The 19,388-nt window shown below is 35.1% G+C and carries 21 protein-coding genes; 20 read left to right on the forward strand and 1 reads right to left on the reverse strand.

Features of this window, described 5'->3' with window-relative positions; all coding sequences use genetic code 11:
- The first annotated feature begins 25 nt into the window (after positions 1-25).
- From BLR30_RS14120 to BLR30_RS14190, 15 genes are all read left to right on the forward strand, one after another.
- Positions 26-520 carry a F0F1 ATP synthase subunit B gene (locus tag BLR30_RS14120; protein ID WP_089860240.1) on the forward strand — a complete coding sequence of 165 codons (495 nt, stop codon included), beginning with the start codon at positions 26-28 and terminating at the stop codon, positions 518-520.
- 2 nt (positions 521-522) lie between these two features.
- The gene (atpH, locus tag BLR30_RS14125; RefSeq protein WP_089860243.1) at positions 523-1,059 is read left to right on the forward strand and encodes an ATP synthase F1 subunit delta; all 537 of its coding nucleotides are present in this window, start codon (positions 523-525) and stop codon (positions 1,057-1,059) included.
- Between the two features lie 18 nt (positions 1,060-1,077).
- Positions 1,078-2,655: a F0F1 ATP synthase subunit alpha gene (atpA, locus tag BLR30_RS14130; RefSeq protein WP_089860246.1), complete on the forward strand. Its 1,578-nt coding sequence runs from the start codon at positions 1,078-1,080 to the stop codon at positions 2,653-2,655.
- 86 nt (positions 2,656-2,741) lie between these two features.
- Positions 2,742-3,605: an ATP synthase F1 subunit gamma gene (gene atpG, locus BLR30_RS14135; RefSeq protein ID WP_089860249.1), complete on the forward strand. Its 864-nt coding sequence runs from the start codon at positions 2,742-2,744 to the stop codon at positions 3,603-3,605.
- 103 nt (positions 3,606-3,708) lie between these two features.
- Positions 3,709-5,067, forward strand: a complete 1,359-nt coding sequence (locus BLR30_RS14140) for a hemolysin family protein (RefSeq protein ID WP_089860251.1) — start codon at positions 3,709-3,711, stop codon at positions 5,065-5,067.
- A 21-nt stretch (positions 5,068-5,088) separates the two neighbouring features.
- Complete coding sequence (locus tag BLR30_RS14145) at positions 5,089-5,394, forward strand: ATP-dependent Clp protease adaptor ClpS (RefSeq protein WP_089860254.1); 306 nt, start codon at positions 5,089-5,091, stop codon at positions 5,392-5,394.
- A 172-nt stretch (positions 5,395-5,566) separates the two neighbouring features.
- Positions 5,567-6,181 carry a uridine kinase gene (gene udk, locus BLR30_RS14150; RefSeq protein WP_089860257.1) on the forward strand — a complete coding sequence of 205 codons (615 nt, stop codon included), beginning with the start codon at positions 5,567-5,569 and terminating at the stop codon, positions 6,179-6,181.
- A 1-nt stretch (position 6,182) separates the two neighbouring features.
- Complete coding sequence (locus BLR30_RS14155) at positions 6,183-6,539, forward strand: FtsB family cell division protein (RefSeq protein WP_089860260.1); 357 nt, start codon at positions 6,183-6,185, stop codon at positions 6,537-6,539.
- 79 nt (positions 6,540-6,618) lie between these two features.
- Positions 6,619-7,773 (forward strand): methylmalonyl-CoA mutase family protein, encoded by a 1,155-nt coding sequence (locus tag BLR30_RS14160; RefSeq protein ID WP_089860262.1) that lies wholly within the window; start codon positions 6,619-6,621, stop codon positions 7,771-7,773.
- Positions 7,770-8,210 carry a DinB family protein gene (locus tag BLR30_RS14165; protein WP_089860265.1) on the forward strand — a complete coding sequence of 147 codons (441 nt, stop codon included), beginning with the start codon at positions 7,770-7,772 and terminating at the stop codon, positions 8,208-8,210. The genes BLR30_RS14160 and BLR30_RS14165 overlap by 4 nt, the downstream gene beginning before the upstream one ends.
- Before the next feature lie 91 nt (positions 8,211-8,301).
- Positions 8,302-8,688 carry a GxxExxY protein gene (locus BLR30_RS14170; protein ID WP_089860268.1) on the forward strand — a complete coding sequence of 129 codons (387 nt, stop codon included), beginning with the start codon at positions 8,302-8,304 and terminating at the stop codon, positions 8,686-8,688.
- A gap of 29 nt (positions 8,689-8,717) precedes the next feature.
- Positions 8,718-9,866, forward strand: coding sequence for a class I SAM-dependent methyltransferase (locus tag BLR30_RS14175; protein ID WP_089860271.1), 1,149 nt, complete (start codon positions 8,718-8,720; stop codon positions 9,864-9,866).
- A gap of 119 nt (positions 9,867-9,985) precedes the next feature.
- Positions 9,986-10,267 (forward strand): hypothetical protein, encoded by a 282-nt coding sequence (locus BLR30_RS14180; RefSeq protein WP_089860274.1) that lies wholly within the window; start codon positions 9,986-9,988, stop codon positions 10,265-10,267.
- A gap of 302 nt (positions 10,268-10,569) precedes the next feature.
- On the forward strand, positions 10,570-11,949 hold the full coding sequence (locus BLR30_RS14185) for a dipeptidase (protein WP_089860277.1): 1,380 nt from the start codon (positions 10,570-10,572) through the stop codon (positions 11,947-11,949).
- A gap of 85 nt (positions 11,950-12,034) precedes the next feature.
- The gene (locus tag BLR30_RS14190; RefSeq protein ID WP_089860280.1) at positions 12,035-12,913 is read left to right on the forward strand and encodes a T9SS type A sorting domain-containing protein; all 879 of its coding nucleotides are present in this window, start codon (positions 12,035-12,037) and stop codon (positions 12,911-12,913) included.
- A 76-nt stretch (positions 12,914-12,989) separates the two neighbouring features.
- On the opposite strand, the gene BLR30_RS14195 is transcribed toward BLR30_RS14190, so the two are convergent.
- Positions 12,990-14,224, reverse strand: a protein-coding gene (locus BLR30_RS14195) for an IS3 family transposase (RefSeq protein WP_228400777.1) whose coding sequence is annotated in 2 segments (ribosomal slippage) — positions 12,990-13,876 and positions 13,876-14,224 — 1,236 coding nt in all. Because the reading frame shifts where the segments join, the coding sequence is not laid out codon by codon here.
- Between the two features lie 180 nt (positions 14,225-14,404).
- Here BLR30_RS14195 and BLR30_RS14200 point away from each other — a divergent pair.
- The 5 genes from BLR30_RS14200 (at position 14,405) to BLR30_RS14220 (ending at position 19,287) form a co-directional block, all read left to right on the forward strand.
- The gene (locus BLR30_RS14200; protein WP_089860536.1) at positions 14,405-15,112 is read left to right on the forward strand and encodes an SDR family oxidoreductase; all 708 of its coding nucleotides are present in this window, start codon (positions 14,405-14,407) and stop codon (positions 15,110-15,112) included.
- A gap of 188 nt (positions 15,113-15,300) precedes the next feature.
- Positions 15,301-16,047, forward strand: coding sequence for an electron transfer flavoprotein subunit beta/FixA family protein (locus BLR30_RS14205; protein WP_089860283.1), 747 nt, complete (start codon positions 15,301-15,303; stop codon positions 16,045-16,047).
- 83 nt (positions 16,048-16,130) lie between these two features.
- Positions 16,131-17,078, forward strand: coding sequence for an electron transfer flavoprotein subunit alpha/FixB family protein (locus BLR30_RS14210; RefSeq protein ID WP_089860286.1), 948 nt, complete (start codon positions 16,131-16,133; stop codon positions 17,076-17,078).
- 208 nt (positions 17,079-17,286) lie between these two features.
- The gene (locus BLR30_RS14215; protein WP_089860289.1) at positions 17,287-17,886 is read left to right on the forward strand and encodes a bifunctional nuclease family protein; all 600 of its coding nucleotides are present in this window, start codon (positions 17,287-17,289) and stop codon (positions 17,884-17,886) included.
- An 18-nt stretch (positions 17,887-17,904) separates the two neighbouring features.
- A complete protein-coding gene (locus BLR30_RS14220; protein ID WP_089860292.1) occupies positions 17,905-19,287 on the forward strand; it encodes a nucleoside permease in 1,383 nt (460 codons plus the stop codon).
- The last annotated feature ends 101 nt before the right edge of the window (positions 19,288-19,388 follow it).

Consider the following 19,388-nt stretch of genomic DNA (forward strand, 5'->3'; position numbering starts at 1 on the left):
TAACACGTAAAAAGAATCTACAGATATGGGAATTATAGAACCTGGAATTGGACTTTTGTTTTGGATGACTCTTACTTTTGTTATCCTGTTATTTCTTCTGGCAAAATTTGCCTGGAAACCAATTGTTAATGCCGTAAATGAAAGAGAAACATCTATCGTTGATGCTCTTAACCAAGCTACTTTGGCAAGAAAAGAAATGGCAACTTTGAAAGAGGATAACGAAAGAATCATTCGTGAAGCGAAAATCGAAAGAGATGCTATCCTTAAAGAAGCCAGAGAAATTAAAGATAGAATCGTAGGTGAGGCTAAAGATGTGGCTAAAGCTGAAGGAGATAAGCTAATCGAAGCTGCAAAGCAAACGATCAACGCAGAGAAAAATGCTGCAATGGCAGATATTAAAACTCAGATCGGTGCTTTATCTGTAAACATTGCAGAATCTATTCTTAAGCAAAAACTTGATAATAGCGAGGCTCAGAATGAATTGGTTCAAAATTATTTAAACAAATCAAACCTTAACTAAGAATGCTTACATCTAAAGTAGCTAAAAGATACGCACAAGGCTTACTTGATTTCACAAACGAATCAGGTCAGACGGCTACTGTATTTTCTGAAATGAAAGATGTAGTGAAGATCATGAATGAATCTCAGGATTTAAAAAAGTTCTTCCTTACGCCTTACATCGATTCTAAAAAGAAAATAGAGGTAGCAAATGAGATTTTTAAAGGTTTGTCGACTTCTTCACAGAATCTGATCACACTGGTTATCAGACACGGAAGAGAAAAACAACTGAAGAATATTGCTCAGGAATTCATCAATAAAGTTGAAGATATCAATGGGGTGCAGAGAGTTACACTTACTACTGCAACTCAGCTTTCCAAAGAAAATATTGAGCATATCCTGAAATCTACGGATTTGGTAAACAGTTCAAATTTTGATTTGATAGTTAATATAAAACCTGAAATTTTAGGAGGATATATTTTAAGAGTAGGCGATCAGCAGGTAGATGCATCTGTTAAGTCTAAACTTAACAGTATTAAAAAAGATTTTCATTTAAATTAAGAAAAAAACAACCATACAATGGCAGAAATAAATCCGGCAGAAGTATCTGCGATCTTAAAACAGCAATTGGCCAACTTCGATACTCAATCAAACGTTGAGGAAGTAGGTACAGTTTTAACCATCGGTGATGGTATTGCTCGTGTATACGGGTTAGAAAACGTACAATACGGAGAGTTGGTGAAATTTTCTAGTGATGTAGAAGGTATTGTACTAAACCTTGAAGAAGACAACGTTGGGGTTGCGCTACTTGGTGAAAGTAAATTAGTAAAAGAAGGAGATACCGTAAGAAGAACAAACAGAATCTCTTCTATCAAAGTAGGAGAAGGTATGTTGGGAAGAGTAGTAGATACTCTAGGTAATCCTATCGATGGTAAAGGACCTATTTCTGGGGAATTATACGAAATGCCATTGGAAAGAAAAGCTCCAGGAGTTATTTACAGACAGCCGGTAACTGAACCTTTACAGTCAGGTATCGTCGCAATCGACTCTATGATCCCTGTAGGAAGAGGACAGAGAGAGCTTATCATTGGTGACAGACAGACAGGTAAAACTACTGTTGCGATCGATACGATCATCAACCAAAAAGAATTTTTTGATGCAGGTAATCCTGTATATTGTATATATGTTGCTATCGGACAAAAAGCGTCTACTGTAGCTCAAATCGTTAAGACATTATCAGATAAAGGAGCTTTAGCTTATACGGTAATCGTTGCGGCTAACGCATCAGATCCGGTTCCAATGCAGGTATATTCTGCGATGGCAGGAGCTGCAATCGGTGAGTTCTTCAGAGATACAGGTAGACCAGCATTGATCGTTTATGATGATTTATCTAAACAAGCGGTTGCTTACCGTGAGCTTTCTCTACTTTTGAGAAGACCACCGGGTCGTGAAGCTTATCCTGGAGACGTTTTCTATCTTCACTCAAGACTATTGGAAAGAGCGGCAAAAGTTATCGCTGATGACCAAATTGCAAGTCAGATGAACGATTTACCTGAGTCTTTAAGACCAATCGTGAAAGGTGGAGGTTCATTAACAGCTCTTCCGATCATTGAAACTCAGGCTGGTGACGTTTCTGCGTATATCCCAACCAACGTAATCTCTATTACAGACGGACAGATTTTCCTTGAATCAGATCTATTCAACTCAGGGGTTCGTCCTGCGATTAACGTAGGTATCTCTGTATCAAGAGTTGGAGGTAATGCTCAGATTAAATCAATGAAAAAAGTATCTGGTACGCTAAAATTAGACCAGGCACAATATAAAGAATTAGAGGCGTTTGCTAAGTTCGGTTCTGACCTTGATGCTGCTACATTAGCGGTAATCTCTAAAGGAGAAAGAAACGTGGAAATCCTTAAACAACCTGTAAACTCTCCACTTCCTGTAGACAGCCAGGTTGCTATGATCTACGCAGGAACAGAGAATTTATTGAGAAATGTTCCTATCAGAAAAGTAAAAGAATTCCAAATCGAGTACATCGCATTCCTTAGATCTAAGCATCCTGATACAATGGCTGCTATCAAAGCTGGAAAAATCGATGATTCAATCACTGGTGTTCTTAAGCAGGCAGCTAACGATTTAGCTTCTAAATATAACTAAAAATTAGTTGAGGGTTTTTGGTTGTTAGTAGACAGAATTTTCTAAACTAGCAACCAACAGCCGACAACCAACAGCTAACCCCAATTATGGCAAACTTAAAAGAAATACGAGGCAGAATTACGTCAATTTCATCTACGATGCAGATTACACGTGCTATGAAAATGGTTTCCGCTGCGAAACTGAAAAAAGCACAGGACGCTATCGTAATGCTAAGACCTTATTCTGAAAAACTACAGGAGCTTATCCAGAATGTAAATTCCAGCTCAGATCCTGATCAGATTTCTGCTTATGCTCAGAAAAGAGGAGTGAAAAGAGTGCTTTTCATCGCTGTTACTTCAAACAGAGGTTTGGCAGGTGCTTTCAATTCATCTATTGTTAAAGAGCTTAACGTTCAGTTTCAGAACAATTCTCAATATGAGATTGAAGTTCTTACTATAGGGAAAAAAGCTTTTGATGCTGTAAGAAGAAACCGTACTGTATATTCTAATGCAAGTTCTGTTTATGACAATCTGAATTTCGATACTGTTGCTCATGTTACAGAAGCTGTCATGGCAAGTTTTATCGAAGGTAAGTTTGACGAAGTTTATCTTATCTACAATAAATTCGTTAATGCAGCAACGCAGGAAGTTACAACAGAACAACTTCTTCCGATTTCTATGCCAGAAACTTCTGAACCTCAGACAGAAACAGACTATATTTTTGAACCAGATAGAAAAGAAATCCTCGACAATCTGATTCCTAAATCGATCAAAACGCAGGTTTTCAAAGCTGTTTTGGATTCTGTAGCATCAGAACATGGCGCTAGAATGACCGCAATGCATAAAGCAACGGATAATGCAGAAGCGTTAAGAAATGATCTGAAAATTTTCTATAATAAAGCAAGACAGGCTGCTATTACCAACGAGATCCTGGAGATCGTTTCGGGAGCAGAAGCCTTGAAGAATTCTTAAGAAAATTTTTATACAATATTAAAGCATCGTACATCGCGATGCTTTTTTTGTTATTTTTATTTTGTATATATTTGTACCAATAAATTATATATACAACTTCTAAATGGACTCGGACATAGTCAGGCTTTTGCTGGCCTTATTACTTGTTTTACTTAATGGCTTTTTCGTAGCCGCAGAATTTTCAATCGTTAAAGTTCGTTATTCACAAATCCAGTTAAAAGCCGCAGAAGGAAACTCTATGGCCAAGCAGGCAGAGCATATCATCAAACATCTTGATGAATACCTATCGGCAACACAGCTAGGAATTACTTTAGCTTCTCTTGCCCTAGGTTGGGTAGGAGAAAGTGCATTGCATCATATTGTTGAAAACATTTTCAGCTCGCTTAATATTGATCTTACTCAGACTACAATTACCTCTATTTCCGTAATCACTAGTTTTGTTTTAATTACTATTATGCATATTGTTTTCGGAGAACTTATTCCGAAATCGATCGCAATTAGAAAGTCAGAAGCTACTACGATGGCAACTGCTATTCCGTTAAGGGTATTTTATACCGTTTTCAAACCTTTTATTTGGTTAATGAATTTAATGTCAAATACATTTTTGAGACTGGTAAAAATTCATCCCGCTTCCGAACACGAAATCCATTCTACGGAAGAGCTTCAGCTTTTAGTTAAGCAAAGTGCTGACAGTGGAGAAATTGAGGAAGAAAATTACGAAATCATCAAGAATGCATTCGATTTTACGGATCACTCTGCCAAGCAGATTATGGTTCCGCGACAAAATATTACTTCAATAGATTTTGAGGAAGATATTAATGAAATTATCAATAAAATTATGGATAGCGGATATTCCAGAATTCCTGTTTATGTAGATTCTATTGATAATGTTATTGGTATTCTTTATACAAAAGAAATCATCAGAGAATTTGTTAAAAGAAAAGGAGAGCTAAGCCATGAAGATCTTAAAGAGCTTATGCGTGATGCTTTTTTCGTGGTAGGAAGTAAGAAAATTTCGGATTTACTGAAAATTTTTCAGCAGAAAAAACAGCATCTTGCCATTGTCATAGACGAATTCGGGGGTACGGAAGGAATTATCACCCTTGAAGATATTCTTGAAGAATTGGTAGGTGAAATTCAGGATGAAGAAGATGATGAGGAGAAAATCGTTGATAAAATCGCAGAAAATACCTTTTGGGTTCAGGCGACTCAGCCATTAGACGAGATTAATGAGTTTATTCCTAAAAAACTTCCTCTTTCTGAAGAAAGCGAATACAATACGCTGGCTGGGTTTATTCTTCATGCGCTTGAAGATATTCCTGGAGAAAACCAGGAGTTTGACCTTGATAGTTATCATTTTAAAATATTAAAAATGAATAATAAAAGTGTAGAGCTTGTGGAGCTTGTATATGAACCGCCTAATAATATAAATGATCTGGCAGAGAAAATAGGCGAAGTATAGTTCAATTTTAAATAAATTATAATGATTTTTTATAACAGTATAAAAGATTACGACGATCCGAAACGTAAATATGAAGAAGAAGTTCTCGTTCTCGATGATACAGATGAAGTTTATAAATTGGTTTTGCATAACGATGATGTTCACACTTTCGATTATGTGATCGATTGTCTTATTGAAATCTGTAAACATACACTGGAGCAGGCAGAGCAATGTACGATTTTAGTCCACTTTAAAGGCAAATGTACCGTGAAAACAGGCTCTTTGGATGTTTTAAAACCAATGCACGAAAAACTGCTTTCAAGAGAATTAACAAGCGAAATAGTATAAAACAGTCCTGCAATATTGCAGGATTTTTTTGTATAGGTAAAGTTTAAAAAGTTCTTAGATTAAAAAAATGAATAATTCTTTTTTATCTTTAAAACTTCCATCTTCCTTTATCCTTATTCTATCTTTTAAATAAAATAGTATATTTGTAAAAACTATAAAGAAACAAATAAGAATGCTTGTAATAGGAATTGCAGGAGGTACAGGATCCGGCAAAACTACAGTTGTGGACAAAATTATCCAACAACTTGATATTGAAGGTATGAACATCCTTTCTCAGGATAATTATTATCATGATAATCATAATCTTACGTTGACAGAAAGAGAAGCTTTGAATTATGACCATCCGAAATCCATCGATTTTGATTTATTGATAAAACACGTAAAAGCTTTAAAGAATAATGAACCTATCGAGCAGCCTATTTACAGTTTTGTAACCCACTCCCGAACCGGAGATCATGTTACTGTAGAACCCAAGAACGTATTGGTGGTAGAAGGAATTCTGGTTCTCACCAATAAGGAACTTTTAAAGGAATTCGACCTTAAAGTTTTTGTACATGCAGATTCGGACGAAAGACTTATAAGAAGGATAAAAAGAGATACACAGGAAAGAGGAAGGGATTTAAATGAAGTTCTGCACCGTTATCAGACGACTTTGAAGCCAATGCATCAGGAATTTATAGAACCTTCTAAAAATGAAGCAGATCTCATTATTCCGAACATGAGGCAAAATTCCGTAGCGATTGATTTTTTAACAACTGTCATTAAAAACTCTTTGAGAAAACATTAAAATGAAAGAAAACAAACTGATCAAAGACATTCAGCCAAAATCTGAGACGTTTAAATTTATTCAGAAATATATTTTGAATAAATATACCATTACGATATGTCTGTTTCTGGTCTGGATGATTTTTTTTGATAAAACTTCATTTTTGGTAATTAATGAACTGAATGGTGAAATTAATAAATATGAAGAACAGCTTCAGTATTATAAAACGGAATATGAAAAAAATGATGCGTTTTATAAGAAACTGATGAATAATAAATCTGAAAAGGAAAAATACGCAAGAGAAAATTATTTTATGAAGAAGCCGAATGAAGAAATCTTTATTCTGGTCGTAGACAGCACAAAAGTTGCGAAAAAATAATTCTTAAAAGTTAATGTTTATTGTGAATTTGCTTTGAAAGTGAATTACCAATGCATTCTTCACACTTTAAAACAAATCTATGTCAAACACTGCTTGGGAAAATTTAGTTAAAAAACAACTCAAAACTGAAGATATTTATCCTGTTCTCACTAAAGAAAATCTGGAAGGAATTGTAGTGAAACCTTTCTATGACAAAGTTCAGTATCCGTTGGTGAATCTCCCAAAAGTTGAAGAAAATACGCATCTTGTAGCAAGATATCATGAAAGTCTTGAAGAAGATGTTTTTGCATTTCTTCTGGATGAAAATGTTGAAAATCTTTTGGAAAAAACCATTTTCGTTGATAATATTGATCTTGCAGGACACATAAGTCCAAAAGAAGAAGATCAGTATTTTTCATTGATTGATGTTTTTGAAGAAAAAGAAACTGTAATCAATGACCAATTGGTTAAAGAATTACTGGCAAAACAATTCAAGAGAAATATCTGTGTCGATATTTCCCTTCATCAGAACGCAGGTGCAGCCATTTATCAGCAATTGGGAATTGCTTTAGCTAAAACCAAAGAGCTGGTTGAAGTATACGGTGAAGGAATTTTAAATAAATTAATTTTCAGAATTGCCATTGGTGGAAATTATTTCTTTGAAATGGCAAAATTAAGAGCTTTTAAACTGGTTTTTAATCAATTGTCCAAAGAATATGAATTAGACGAAATTCCATACATCTTTGCGGAAACATCACTTAGAAATAAAGCGGTATCAGATCATGAAAATAATCTGATCCGTTCGACATTAGAGCTGGCTTCCGCAATGATCGGAGGTGCTGACGCAGTTTTCAGTAATAATTATCTGGTTGGGAAAACAGCAGAAATTTCGGAAGAAATATCCTTTAAACAACAGATCGTTTTGGCTTATGAAAGTATCATAAACGTTTTTGAAGACGCATCCAACGGAAGTTATCTTGTAGAAGACCTTACTCATCAAATCGCTGAAAAAGCCTGGTTATATTTTGTTGAAATCGAAGAAGATGGAGGTTATCTCGCTCTCATGAAGCAAAAGATCATTCAAAAACAGATTTACCAACATGCTGTGGAAGAGCAGAAATGGGTAGAAGAAGGTAAAATAAAGCTTATTGGTGTTAATTTATATCCAAAATTAGAAGTTAAAAAATCTATTAAAGATTTGTACAGCGAAAAAGAAATTAAAAAGGTTCGTTGGGCCGAGATGTTCGAGTCATGAAAGAAAAACTGATTGATTTTCTGGAATATACGTATCATTTTAATAAAGAAATGATTGAGACTATTTCTGAAAATATTTCCAAAACTGACGAAAAAACGGTCAGCTTAATCAATCATACACTAAATGCCCAACAAATCTGGAATTCCAGGATTTTGGGTGAAGCATCTTTTGATGTCTGGCAGATAAATCCATTTGAAGCCCTTCAGGAAATTAATCAGCAGAATTTTAATAAAAGTATTGAAATTGTTGAAAAATTTGATCTGAATAAAAGAATTGAATATCGAAATTCCAGAGGAACAAAGTTTGAAAATGAAATTTTTGATATCCTTTTTCAGATTATCAATCACTCTACGTATCATCGCGGACAAATTAATTCTTTACTGAAACAGTGCGGGATCGAACCGGTTTTAACGGATTATATTTTTTACAAAAGATAAAATTATTCTGATTGATCTTAAATTCTGTTTGGAATATTTAACCACAGATTTCTCAGATTTGCACAGATGTTATATTATAAACACATTGATAATGAAAGAAAATGAAATAAGTTTTTATATTAGAAAATGTATATTTTCTGTATATAATGAATTAGGACCAGGCCTGTTGGAAAAGGTTTATGAAAAGGTTTTAGCTCACGAACTTCAAAACAATGGATTAAGCGTAAAATCCCAAGTTCCTATGAAAGTAAAATATAAAGATACTTTTATTGATTCAAGTTTTATTGCTGATATTATTGTTGAAAATAAAGTTATAATTGAGGTGAAGGCAGTAGCGGAAATTAAGAATGTTCATCATCAGCAATTGCTTACTTATTTAAAATTAACCAATTTAAAACTGGGTATTTTAGTGAATTTTTATACGGATTATATTGATAAAAGTATATTCAGAAAAATAAATGGAAATTTAGATTATTAAATATATATCTGTGTAAATCTGAGAAATCTGTGGTTAATAAAATATTAGATCCAAACGTACAACATTACATTAATGCCAATCTAAATACTGATTTGCATAGCTTATTATTGAAAAAATCTCCTTTCCCTGAGGTTTCCATGCAGGAGATCGTTCAGCAGATCAAAGGAAAGCAGGTGGCGCAGAAAAAGTTTCCTTTTTTATTGAAGGATGGAATTGTTTTTCCGCCACAGCTCAATTTAGAACAATCCTCTTCAGAAAAAACAGCGCTTTATAAATCCGAAACTCTAAAGGGTAAAAAATTTATTGATCTCACCTCAGGATTTGGAATTGATGCGTACTATTTATCAGAAAATTTCGACGAAACTACCTTGGTAGAGCAAAACTCAGATCTTCTAAAGATTGTCGAGCATAATTGGTCTGTTTTAGGAAAAAAAGCCCGATTTATTAATCAGAGACTGGAAGATTTTCTGCTCGAAAATAAAGAGAATTTTGATGTAATCTATCTTGATCCGGCGAGAAGGGATTCTCATAAAAATAAGGTTTTTCTTTTGGAAGATTTATCGCCTGATATTCTTGAAATTCATGGGAAATTATGTTCCTTTTCTAAGGAAGTCGTGATAAAACTTTCGCCGCTTATTGATTTAAAATACCTTGTAACTGCTTTGTCGGGTATTTTCAGGATTGATATTATTGCTGTGAAAAATGATGTAAAAGAAGTCGTTATCTTTTTATCTAACGAAAATAAGAAGGAAATAATCTGTAATGCTGTAAATCTTGAAAGCGGAGAACCAGCTTGTGTTTTCAACATCGGAGAAGAAGAAAAAGCAACCGCAGAATATGGAGAACCGGAGAAATATATCTACATTCCTAATAATTCGATATTAAAGGCCGGAATATTTAACTTAATAGCTAAGAGATTCGGGGTGAGAAAACTCCATCCCAATTCACATCTTTATACTTCAGACAAAATAATCAAAGATTTTCCGGGAAGAATTTTTAAAATGGAATGTATTGATGCTAAGCAGATTCAGAAAAAAAGCAGGTTTAACATTATTTCAAAAAACTACCCTTTAAAACCTGAAGAAATCAAAAAGAAATACAGCCTGAAAGACGGTGGTGAAAATTATCTTATTTTTACACAGTCCAAAAAAGGAAAAATAATTTTAAAATCAGTATAAAAATGTTGCTGTAAAATGTAGGATTTCTTAATTTTGGGCAAATTAAAAATCTGAGTACAAATTGCTTTATAAAACCAATTGCAATTCGTATTACCTTTTAAAAAAAATAAATTTTCCATATGAAAAAATTAGTTATATGTTTGGCTCTTGCTACTGTTGCGGTAAGCTGTAAAAAAATCCAGGCCGGCGGAAATAAAGACGTTATTAAGCTTGAAGAAGGTGCCGAGAGATATTCTGATGATGAGCAAAGTAGTGAGCATGGTACGCTTTCTGAACACAATGGTCATGAGACTTCTGCTAAAACAGATACTGCTGGTGTTGCAAAACATACAGAAGAAGATAAAGCTCATTCTGAAGCTCCAATGCCGGAAGGGTCTCAGACTCCTAAGGCTGAGCACTAATGTATAAGTTAAAATAAAAAAATGTCCTGCAGAAATGCGGGATATTTTTTTTGAAGCTTTATCCTGCTTTCCGCACTCGCTATTTTATTTTTCTGGCTGCGGCGGCAAAGCCGCCGCAGCCAGAAAAATAAAATGAGCTCAGACAAATGCTTCAATCAGGGCTAGGGTGGCAGTCATTGTATCAATTTATCGTATCCGACTCAGATTTCTCTCTCATATATCACACAACCTGAAGAAAATTATATGTTTTTGTTTGTTCCTGCGGGTCAATTTTTTTACTTTTAACAAAATAAAATTTTACAATGCAAGAGACATTAAATTACATCAACGAAAACAAACAACGTTTCGTGGATGAATTATTTGAGTTACTGAGAATTCCTTCCATTTCTGCTGACCCTGCTTATAAAGAAGAGGTTCTGAAATGCGCAGATGTTGTAGCAGAACACCTGAAAAATGCAGGCGCAGACAACGTAGAAATTTGCGAGACAAAAGGATATCCTATCGTTTATGGAGAAAAAATTTTAGATAAAAACCTGCCTACAGTTTTGGTGTATGGACATTATGATGTTCAGCCTGCCGACCCTTTGGAATTGTGGACAAAACCACCTTTCGAGCCTTATATCGAAAAAACAGAACTCCACCCAGAAGGTGCCATATTTGCCAGAGGTTCTGCTGATGACAAAGGCCAGTTTTTCATGCATCTCAAAGCGTTTGAAGCCATGATGAAAACCAATGCTCTTCCTTGTAATGTTAAGTTTATTCTAGAAGGAGAAGAAGAAGTAGGATCAGTAAGCCTCGGAGATTTTGTAAATGAAAATAAAGAAAAACTTTCTTGTGACTGTATTTTAATTTCAGACACTCATATTTACAGCAACGAGCAACCGACGGTTACAACAGGTTTAAGAGGTTTAAGTTATGTAGAAGTAGAAGTGGAAGGCCCCAACAGAGATTTACATTCAGGATTATATGGCGGTGCCGTTCCGAATCCTATTCATGTGCTTTCCAGAATGATTGCCAAGTTAATTGATGAAGACGGTCACATTACTATAGACGGATTCTACGATAATGTAGAAACGGTTTCCGATTCCGACAGAGCGGATATGAATAAGCTTAAAGACAATCCTGAAGAATTTAAAAAATCCATAGGATTAAGTGGAGTGGAAGGTGAGAAGGGTTATACGACATTGGAAAGAACCTCTATCCGTCCGACATTAGATTGCAACGGAATTTGGGGAGGTTATACGGGAGAAGGAGCAAAAACAGTAATCCCATCCAAAGCTTTTGCTAAAATTTCGATGCGTCTTGTTCCTTATCAGACTCCGGAAGAGATTACAGAAAAATTTACCAGATATTTTGAAAAAATCGCTCCTGAAAATGTGAAAGTTAAAGTTACTTCACATCATGGAGGAATGCCGTATGTTTTACCAACAGATACAAAAGAATTTCTGGCTGCGAAAAAAGCAATGGAATCTGCTTTCGGAAAAGAAGTTTTACCTTACAGAGGAGGCGGAAGTATTCCTATTACATCAATGTTTGAGCAGGTTTTAGGCGCTAAATCTGTTTTAATGGGATTCGGATTAGATTCTGATGCGATCCATTCTCCAAACGAACATTATGGGTTATTCAATTTTTATAAAGGAATTGAAAGTATTCCAATGTTTTTTGAGAATTTTTCAAAATAAACTTGAATATCAATAATATTAAACATAATATGATCTTGAAACAAGAATTTTTTTTATATTAGCAGAAAGATTAAATTAAGTTACTATGAAAAAAATTTTTACTTCTTTAGCTGTCTTATTTTTTGCAGCAACAGCTTTCTCACAAGTTATTACGCAAAGTTCAACACCAACAGTGATTGCTACGTCTGGATCTGTTGCTTGCGGTAATTCTACAGCGGGATATACTGCTGATAATTCTTATTTGAGAGTTTTTAAATTATCAGATTATGGAATTAGCTATGCTTATAAAATTACTAACATTGCATTTGGTGTTCAGACTGCCAATAATGCTTTTCCAGTTGATGTTACAGTATATAATTGGACAGGCGGAACTTTTCCAACTGGAACACCTACCGAATTAGCTACAGTGCCTGTAAACCTTACTGCCGCTAGTGCGGGAACAGTTGTTAATACTGGAGCAACTTTAAATGCCAATGTACCAGCTGGGGGTACTTTCGTTGTAGAAATTTTCCATGATGGTACTAATACGACACCTCCACAGCAGTTTTATATGGGAACTAATGCCGGTGCGCAAACAGGACCTTCTTACATAGTTTCTGAAACTTGTAGTATTCTTACGCCAACTGCTACCGGAACAGGAGCTTTAGCTAGTTTTGCTTCAGCAAGATGGGTGATGACAATTACAGGCCAGAATGCTACTTTAGGAACTACAGAAGTAATTAATTCCAGAGATCTTCAGATTTATCCTAATCCGGTAAAGGATGTTCTTAAATTTAAATTCTCTAATAATTTGAAATCCGAGTCTATTGAAATTTATGATCTTAGTGGAAGAGCTATTACTTCTATCAACAACAGCAAAAATGTAAATGAAGTAAATATGTCTTCTTATCAGAAAGGAAATTATGTCTTAAGAGTAAAAGCCAGTGACGGTAAAGTTTATATCCAAAAGATTATTAAAGAATAATTTTGCTTTAATGTAATCTTATCAGATTTTTAAACAAATTTTTAATGACTAGTCCTAAAATAAGTTGACAAGTTATTCAATTAAATACCAATCCGGAAGATTTTGATTTTCCGGATTTTTTATGCATCATTTCCGGGGTTTTCATCTTCAGGCTGAGATGTGGTCTTTTGTTATTGTAAATATAAATACTTTCCTTCACCATTTGTTTTAGATCCTGAATATTTTTGCATTTGTAAATCAAAAACTCCTGTTTCAATATTCCATTTATTCTTTCTGCCAAAGCGTTTTGATAACAATCATATCCATCTGTCATTGAAGGTTGTATATTGTTTTCTCCAAGCATTTTTTGATAAATTTCAGAGCAATATTGCAATCCTCTGTCTGAGTGATGGATGAGAGCAGAACGTGTAGTTCTGTTTCTTACAGCCATTTTCAATGCCTTAACTACATTTTCTGCATTCATATTCTCACTCAGTTCGTATCCCATTATTTTTCTGCTGTAAGCATCGGTAACCAAAGATAAATAACATACGTTGGTCTTGGTTTTCACATAGGTAATATCGCTTACAAACACCTGCTCTTTCCTTTTGATAAGGGTTGTTTTCAGGAGATTGGGATATTTCCTGAGCCAATGCTTGGAGAAAGTAGTTCTTGTATATCTTTTCTTAGGATAGATAAGTAGATTTTCTCTTCTGAGATAATCGAATAGTGCATCTCTGCCTATTTTTATCTTTTCCAGCATAAATTTGTCCTTAAGTAGATGATAAAGCTTTCTTGTTCCTATTCTGGGTTGCTCCAGACGGATTTGTTCAACAAATTGCTTTACTTTTTGGTATTCTTTTTCCCGAACGCAAGTTCTCTGGCGCTCCTGGTAAATGGCTTGTCTGCTTATCCCAAACAATCTGCAGATCTTGGATAAAATCAATCCTTCTTCCTGGAGTTGTCTGATTGTTTGGGAGAAAACTTTTTTCGGATCTGCGTGCCGTATTGTTTATCGGAGATATCAATCATCATATTGAGAACCTTGGTTTTAAGTTTCTCATCAGCCAGTTCCTTTTCTAATCTTTTGATCTTTTCGGCAGGTGTTTCTCTGGATTGTGACATCGTATGAATAATAGGTTTGCTCCAGTCTAAGTTACCATATTTCCTGAGCCAGACCAAAACGGTACTTCTCCCCTGGATACCATAATGTTGTTGTGCCTGTTTGTAAGTGAATTCGCCTTTTTCTATCCGGCTTACAAGTCCTAATTTAAAAGACATTGTGTAATCGCGTTGTGTACGCTTTTCTTTTGTTTTTTCTCCGTTTTCCATTATAAGTCTATTTTATGTCAACTTATTTTAGGACGGGACATAAATAATATTTAGAGCGCTTCAGAAAGAAGCGCTTTTTTTATATATTAAATATATTCACGTTTAAACTGATAGATGTTGGCTAATAAAAGGTTCTATTTTAAATCGTTTTTCTTATTTTTAAAAACTAAATCCAAAATTATGATAAAAGATAAAGTGGCTTATATCACAGGTGGAACAAAAGGCATCGGTTTCGGGATCGCAAAAGTTTTATTGGGAAATGGTATATCAGTTGCATTTTCGGGAAGAAAAAGAGATGATGTTGAGAAAGCTGAGAATGAGCTAAAGAAATATTCTAAAAATGTTTTAGGCATTATTTCGGATGTAAGAAGCCTTGAAAGTGAAGAAGAAGCTATCAAATATGCGGTAGAAAAATTCGGCAGAATTGATTTTGTAATTGCCAATGCAGGATTAGGCGTTTTTAAGCCTGTAGATCAATTGTCAGCAGAGGAATGGAATGACATGATTGAAACAAACCTGACAGGTGTTTTCTATACTTTAAAAGCTTCTGTGGAAGAATTAAAGAAAACTGAAGGGTATTATATCACAATTTCAAGCTTGGCAGGAGCAAATTTCTTCGAAAATGGAGCTGGATATAATGCTTCTAAGTTTGGTGTAGTAGGATTTACACAAGCTGCAATGATTGACTTAAGAAAATATAACATTAAGTCTACGGTTATTATGCCGGGTTCAGTGGCAACGAATTTCAATGGGAATATACCATCAGAAAAAGATGCATGGAAAATTCAGCCGGAAGATATGGGAAATCTTGTTTTGGATATTTTGAGAATGAATCCTAGAGTTTTGCCTAGCAAGATTGAATTCAGGGCAACAAAACCAGCTAGTTAAATACATCTAATGCTCTGAATAATAAATTAGTAAGTATTATGCATGCATAATATATTTTTTAATTATATTAGCAAAAATTAATTTAATAAAAATTACAGTATAAAAACCAACTGGTTTTATGCAAAAGAATAAAAAGTACACATGGAAACCTTAATGGTGACATATGACAAATAAAAATTAAACAACGTATGAAAATATTAGTTTGTATCAGTAGTGTTCCGGATACTACTTCCAAAATTAACTTTACAGCAGATAAATCTGCATTTGACAAGAATGGAATTCAGTGGGTAATTAATCCTTTAGACGAATTTGCCTTAACAAAAGCAATTAAATTACAGGAATCTCAGGGAGCTACTGTAACGGTAATCAATGTAGGTGATGCTACCACAGAGCCTGTTGTCAGAAAGGCATTGGCTATCGGTGCTAATGACGCAATAAGAGTAAATCTTGAGCCTAAAGACAGCTTCTCAACGGCCAAAGAAATTGCTGCTGTAGCACAAAATGGAGGATATGATTTAATCCTTTGTGGTAAAGAATCTATCGATTATAATGGAGGGTCTGTTCCCGGAATGCTGGCTCAGCTGCTGAATCAGCCGTTTGTAAATGCGTCCGTAGGTTTAGATGTAAACGGAAGCGAAGCTACTGCGGTAAGAGAAATTGAAGGAGGTAAAGAAACGATTTCTGTAAAGCTGCCTGCTGTGATCGCCGGTCAGAAAGGTTTGGTTGATGAAAAAGATCTTATTATTCCGAATATGAGAGGAATTATGTCTGCAAGAACAAAATCTTTACAGGTTGTAGAACCTACTTCTTCTGAAGTAAAAGTTCAGGGCGTTTCTTATGACAGTGTGCCACCAAGAGCTGCCGTAAAAATGGTTTCTCCAGATAATCTTGATGAATTGGTAAGATTACTTCACGAAGAAGCAAAAGTTATCTAATATTTAAGGATATGGCTGAATTTGATAATTAATTTCTAAATCTTAGCCTAAATCTAAACCTTTAATTTTTAAAATTCAAAAAAATGGCAGTATTCGTATACGCAGAAAATATAAACGGAGTTTACAAAAAAGCAGCTTTTGAAGCAGTTTCTTATGCTAAAGCTGTTGCAGATCAGGCGGGAGATACCGTAACGGCGATCTCTGTAAATCCAACAGATGCCTCAGATGTCTTATATAAATATGGAGCATCAAACGTAATTAATATCAAAGACGAAGGTCTGAAAAATTTCTCGGCTAAAGCATACGCTCAGGCAGTGAGTGAAGTGGTGAACGGAAATATTATCGTTTTTCCTCACACAACAGATGCTTCTTCTATTGCGCCGATGTTGGCAGTAATGAACGGACATTCTTTAATCACCAATGTATTAGCTGCTCCGGAAAGTCTTTCTCCGTTTCAGGTGAAAAGAAGAGCTTTTTCAGGAAAAGGCTTTATGCATGCAAAAGCTGAATCTGCAGGTGTTATCATCACTGTTTCTCAAAATGCTTTCGGAGTTAAAGAAAACCCGGTTTCAGGATCTGAAGAAGTGAAAAACCTATCGGTTGCCAATGAGGATACAAAAGTAATCTCTCATGAGCAGAGTTCAGGAAAATTAGACTTAAAAGAAGCTGAAATCGTAGTTTCTGCGGGTAGAGGAATGAAAGGCCCTGAAAACTGGGGAATGATCGAAGACCTGGCAAATGTTTTAGGTGCGGCTACAGCATGTTCCAAACCGGTTTCAGATATAGGTTGGAGACCACATACAGAACACGTAGGGCAGACCGGTAAAGCTATTTCACCTAATTTATATATTGCGGTAGGTATTTCTGGAGCAATCCAGCACCTTGCCGGAGTAAACTCTTCAAAAACTATTGTTGTTATAAACAGTGATGCAGAAGCTCCGTTCTTCAAATCTGCTGACTATGGTGTAGTTGGAGATGCTTTCCAGATTGTTCCTGCATTAACAGAGAAAATTAAAGCATTAAAAGGATAAGAGAAGTCAATTGTGAATGGTCAATTCGCTACGCTTGTCAATTTTAATTATTATTTAAATTAAAAAATTCACTTGCAAAGCAAAATTGGCTTATCAAATAAAATTCACAATTCACCAATCATATAACCTATAAAAGCTCGGCTTCCGGGCTTTTATTTTTGTCTAAAAAGTAAAAAAAACTTTCAAAAATTAATCTATATTTGTACTTATGGATTATAAACAGCTAATTATTCGCGGAATATCGTACAGCCAGACCCAATCAGGAGCGTACGCATTGTTATTGGAACATGAAGAAACACATATAAAATTACCTGTTGTTATAGGAAATTTCGAGGCACAATCCATTTCTCTTGGTCTGGAGAAAGACATACATCCGCCACGTCCCCTTACACACGATTTATTTACAAAATTTATAGTTTCTGCCAACTATCAACTGGTTTCCGTTGTGATCTATCAGATTGTAGACGGCGTTTTCTTTTCAAATATTAATTTTAAAAATAAAACCAACGAAGAAGAACTGATTCTGGATGCAAGAACATCTGATGCGGTAGCGATGGCCGTAAGATTTGATGCTCCGATTTTTACTACCCAACAGGTGCTGAACGAAGCAGGAATTCTTCTGGAACTGGAAGATGTAGCTAAAGAGGAAGAGACATTCTCAGAAACGCTGAATACAGAAGACAGTTTGAGATCAGTCTCCATGGAAGAGCTTCAGAAATTATTGGATGAGGCTGTAAAAGAAGAAGACTATGACACTGCCTTGGAAATTCAGGAAGAGATTAAAAGGAGGAAAAAGAAAATTGATTAAGAGATATTATACTGACTTATGAACTTAAAACTACGTCTTACGATCCTTAGTTTTCTTCAGTTCTTCGTTTGGGGAGCTTGGCTGATTACAATAGCGAATTTCTGGTTCGGAACAAAACACTGGGATGGGGCACAATTTGGAGCCGTTTTCGGAACAATGGGGATTGCTTCTATATTTATGCCTACTATTACAGGTATTATTGCTGACCGATGGGTTAATGCAGAAAGAATTTTTTCTGCCCTTCAAATCCTTTATGGGTTGGTTCTTTTCTTTTTACCGCATACAGAAAATCCGGGTTCTTTTTATTACGTAATGCTTGTTGCGATGTGCTTCTATATGCCTACTATTGCACTTGCAAATTCTATTTCTTATACTGTTTTAAAGAACAGTAATCTGGATGTTGTTAAAGATTTTCCCCCGATTCGCGTTTGGGGAACCATTGGTTTTATTGTAGCCATGTGGGTTACCAATCTTACAGGGAATAAAGCTACGGAAGGACAATTTTATATCGGAGGAGCTGCAGCTATCCTTTTGGGAATTTATGCGCTTACTTTACCAAAATGTCCTCCGCAGAAGCTCATAGATAAGAATGCTCCTGTAGTTGAACAATTGGGTCTGAATGCATTTAAGCTGTTTGGAAATTATAAAATGGCTTTATTCTTCGGATTTTCAATGCTTTTGGGCGCTGCTTTACAGTTAACCAATGCTTACGGAGACGTTTTCTTGAGCGAATTTTCTCATTTTCCTAAATATGCAGATTCTTTTGTAGTCCAAAGATCAACTATTGTAATGTCGATATCTCAGGTTTCGGAAACCTTATTTATCCTGGCCATTCCTTTCTTTTTAAAACGATACGGAATTAAAAAGGTCATGTTGATTTCGATGTTTGCATGGGTATTGAGATTCGGATTCTTTGCTTACGGAAGTCCTGAAGGCTACGGTGTATCATTAATCATCTTATCCTGTATAGTGTATGGTATGGCATTCGATTTCTTTAATATTTCCGGATCACTTTTTGTGGAAACTACAACAGATAAAAAGATCCGTTCTTCTGCACAGGGATTATTTATGATGATGACGAATGGCTTCGGAGCTTATTTCGGGAGTAATATTGCTGGATGGGCAATTGATCGGTTCTTTACCCATAAATTTACAAATGCGTCAGCATTGGCTGCTCATTTGGATACAACACCGGATAATACTATCTTTCTGGAGATTCTTAAAAATACATTCAACGCTTCTGTAAATGCTGATGGAACTCTGTCTTCGTATGTAATGCTGAGGGACTGGCAAAATATTTGGATCGCTTTTGCAGCTTATGCTTTAGTTTTAGCAATATTATTTGCCGTGTTATTTAAACACAAACACAATCCCGAAGAAATTTCAAAGATCAATCATTAATCAATAGCATTGATAATTAATATATTAAATTGCACTTTCAAAAAAAGTGCAATTTTTTTATTTTTTGAGGCAACTATTTAATCAAAGTTACGTCTTATAGA

The organism is Chryseobacterium taeanense, assembly GCF_900099685.1.
GTDB lineage: Bacteria > Bacteroidota > Bacteroidia > Flavobacteriales > Weeksellaceae > Chryseobacterium > Chryseobacterium taeanense.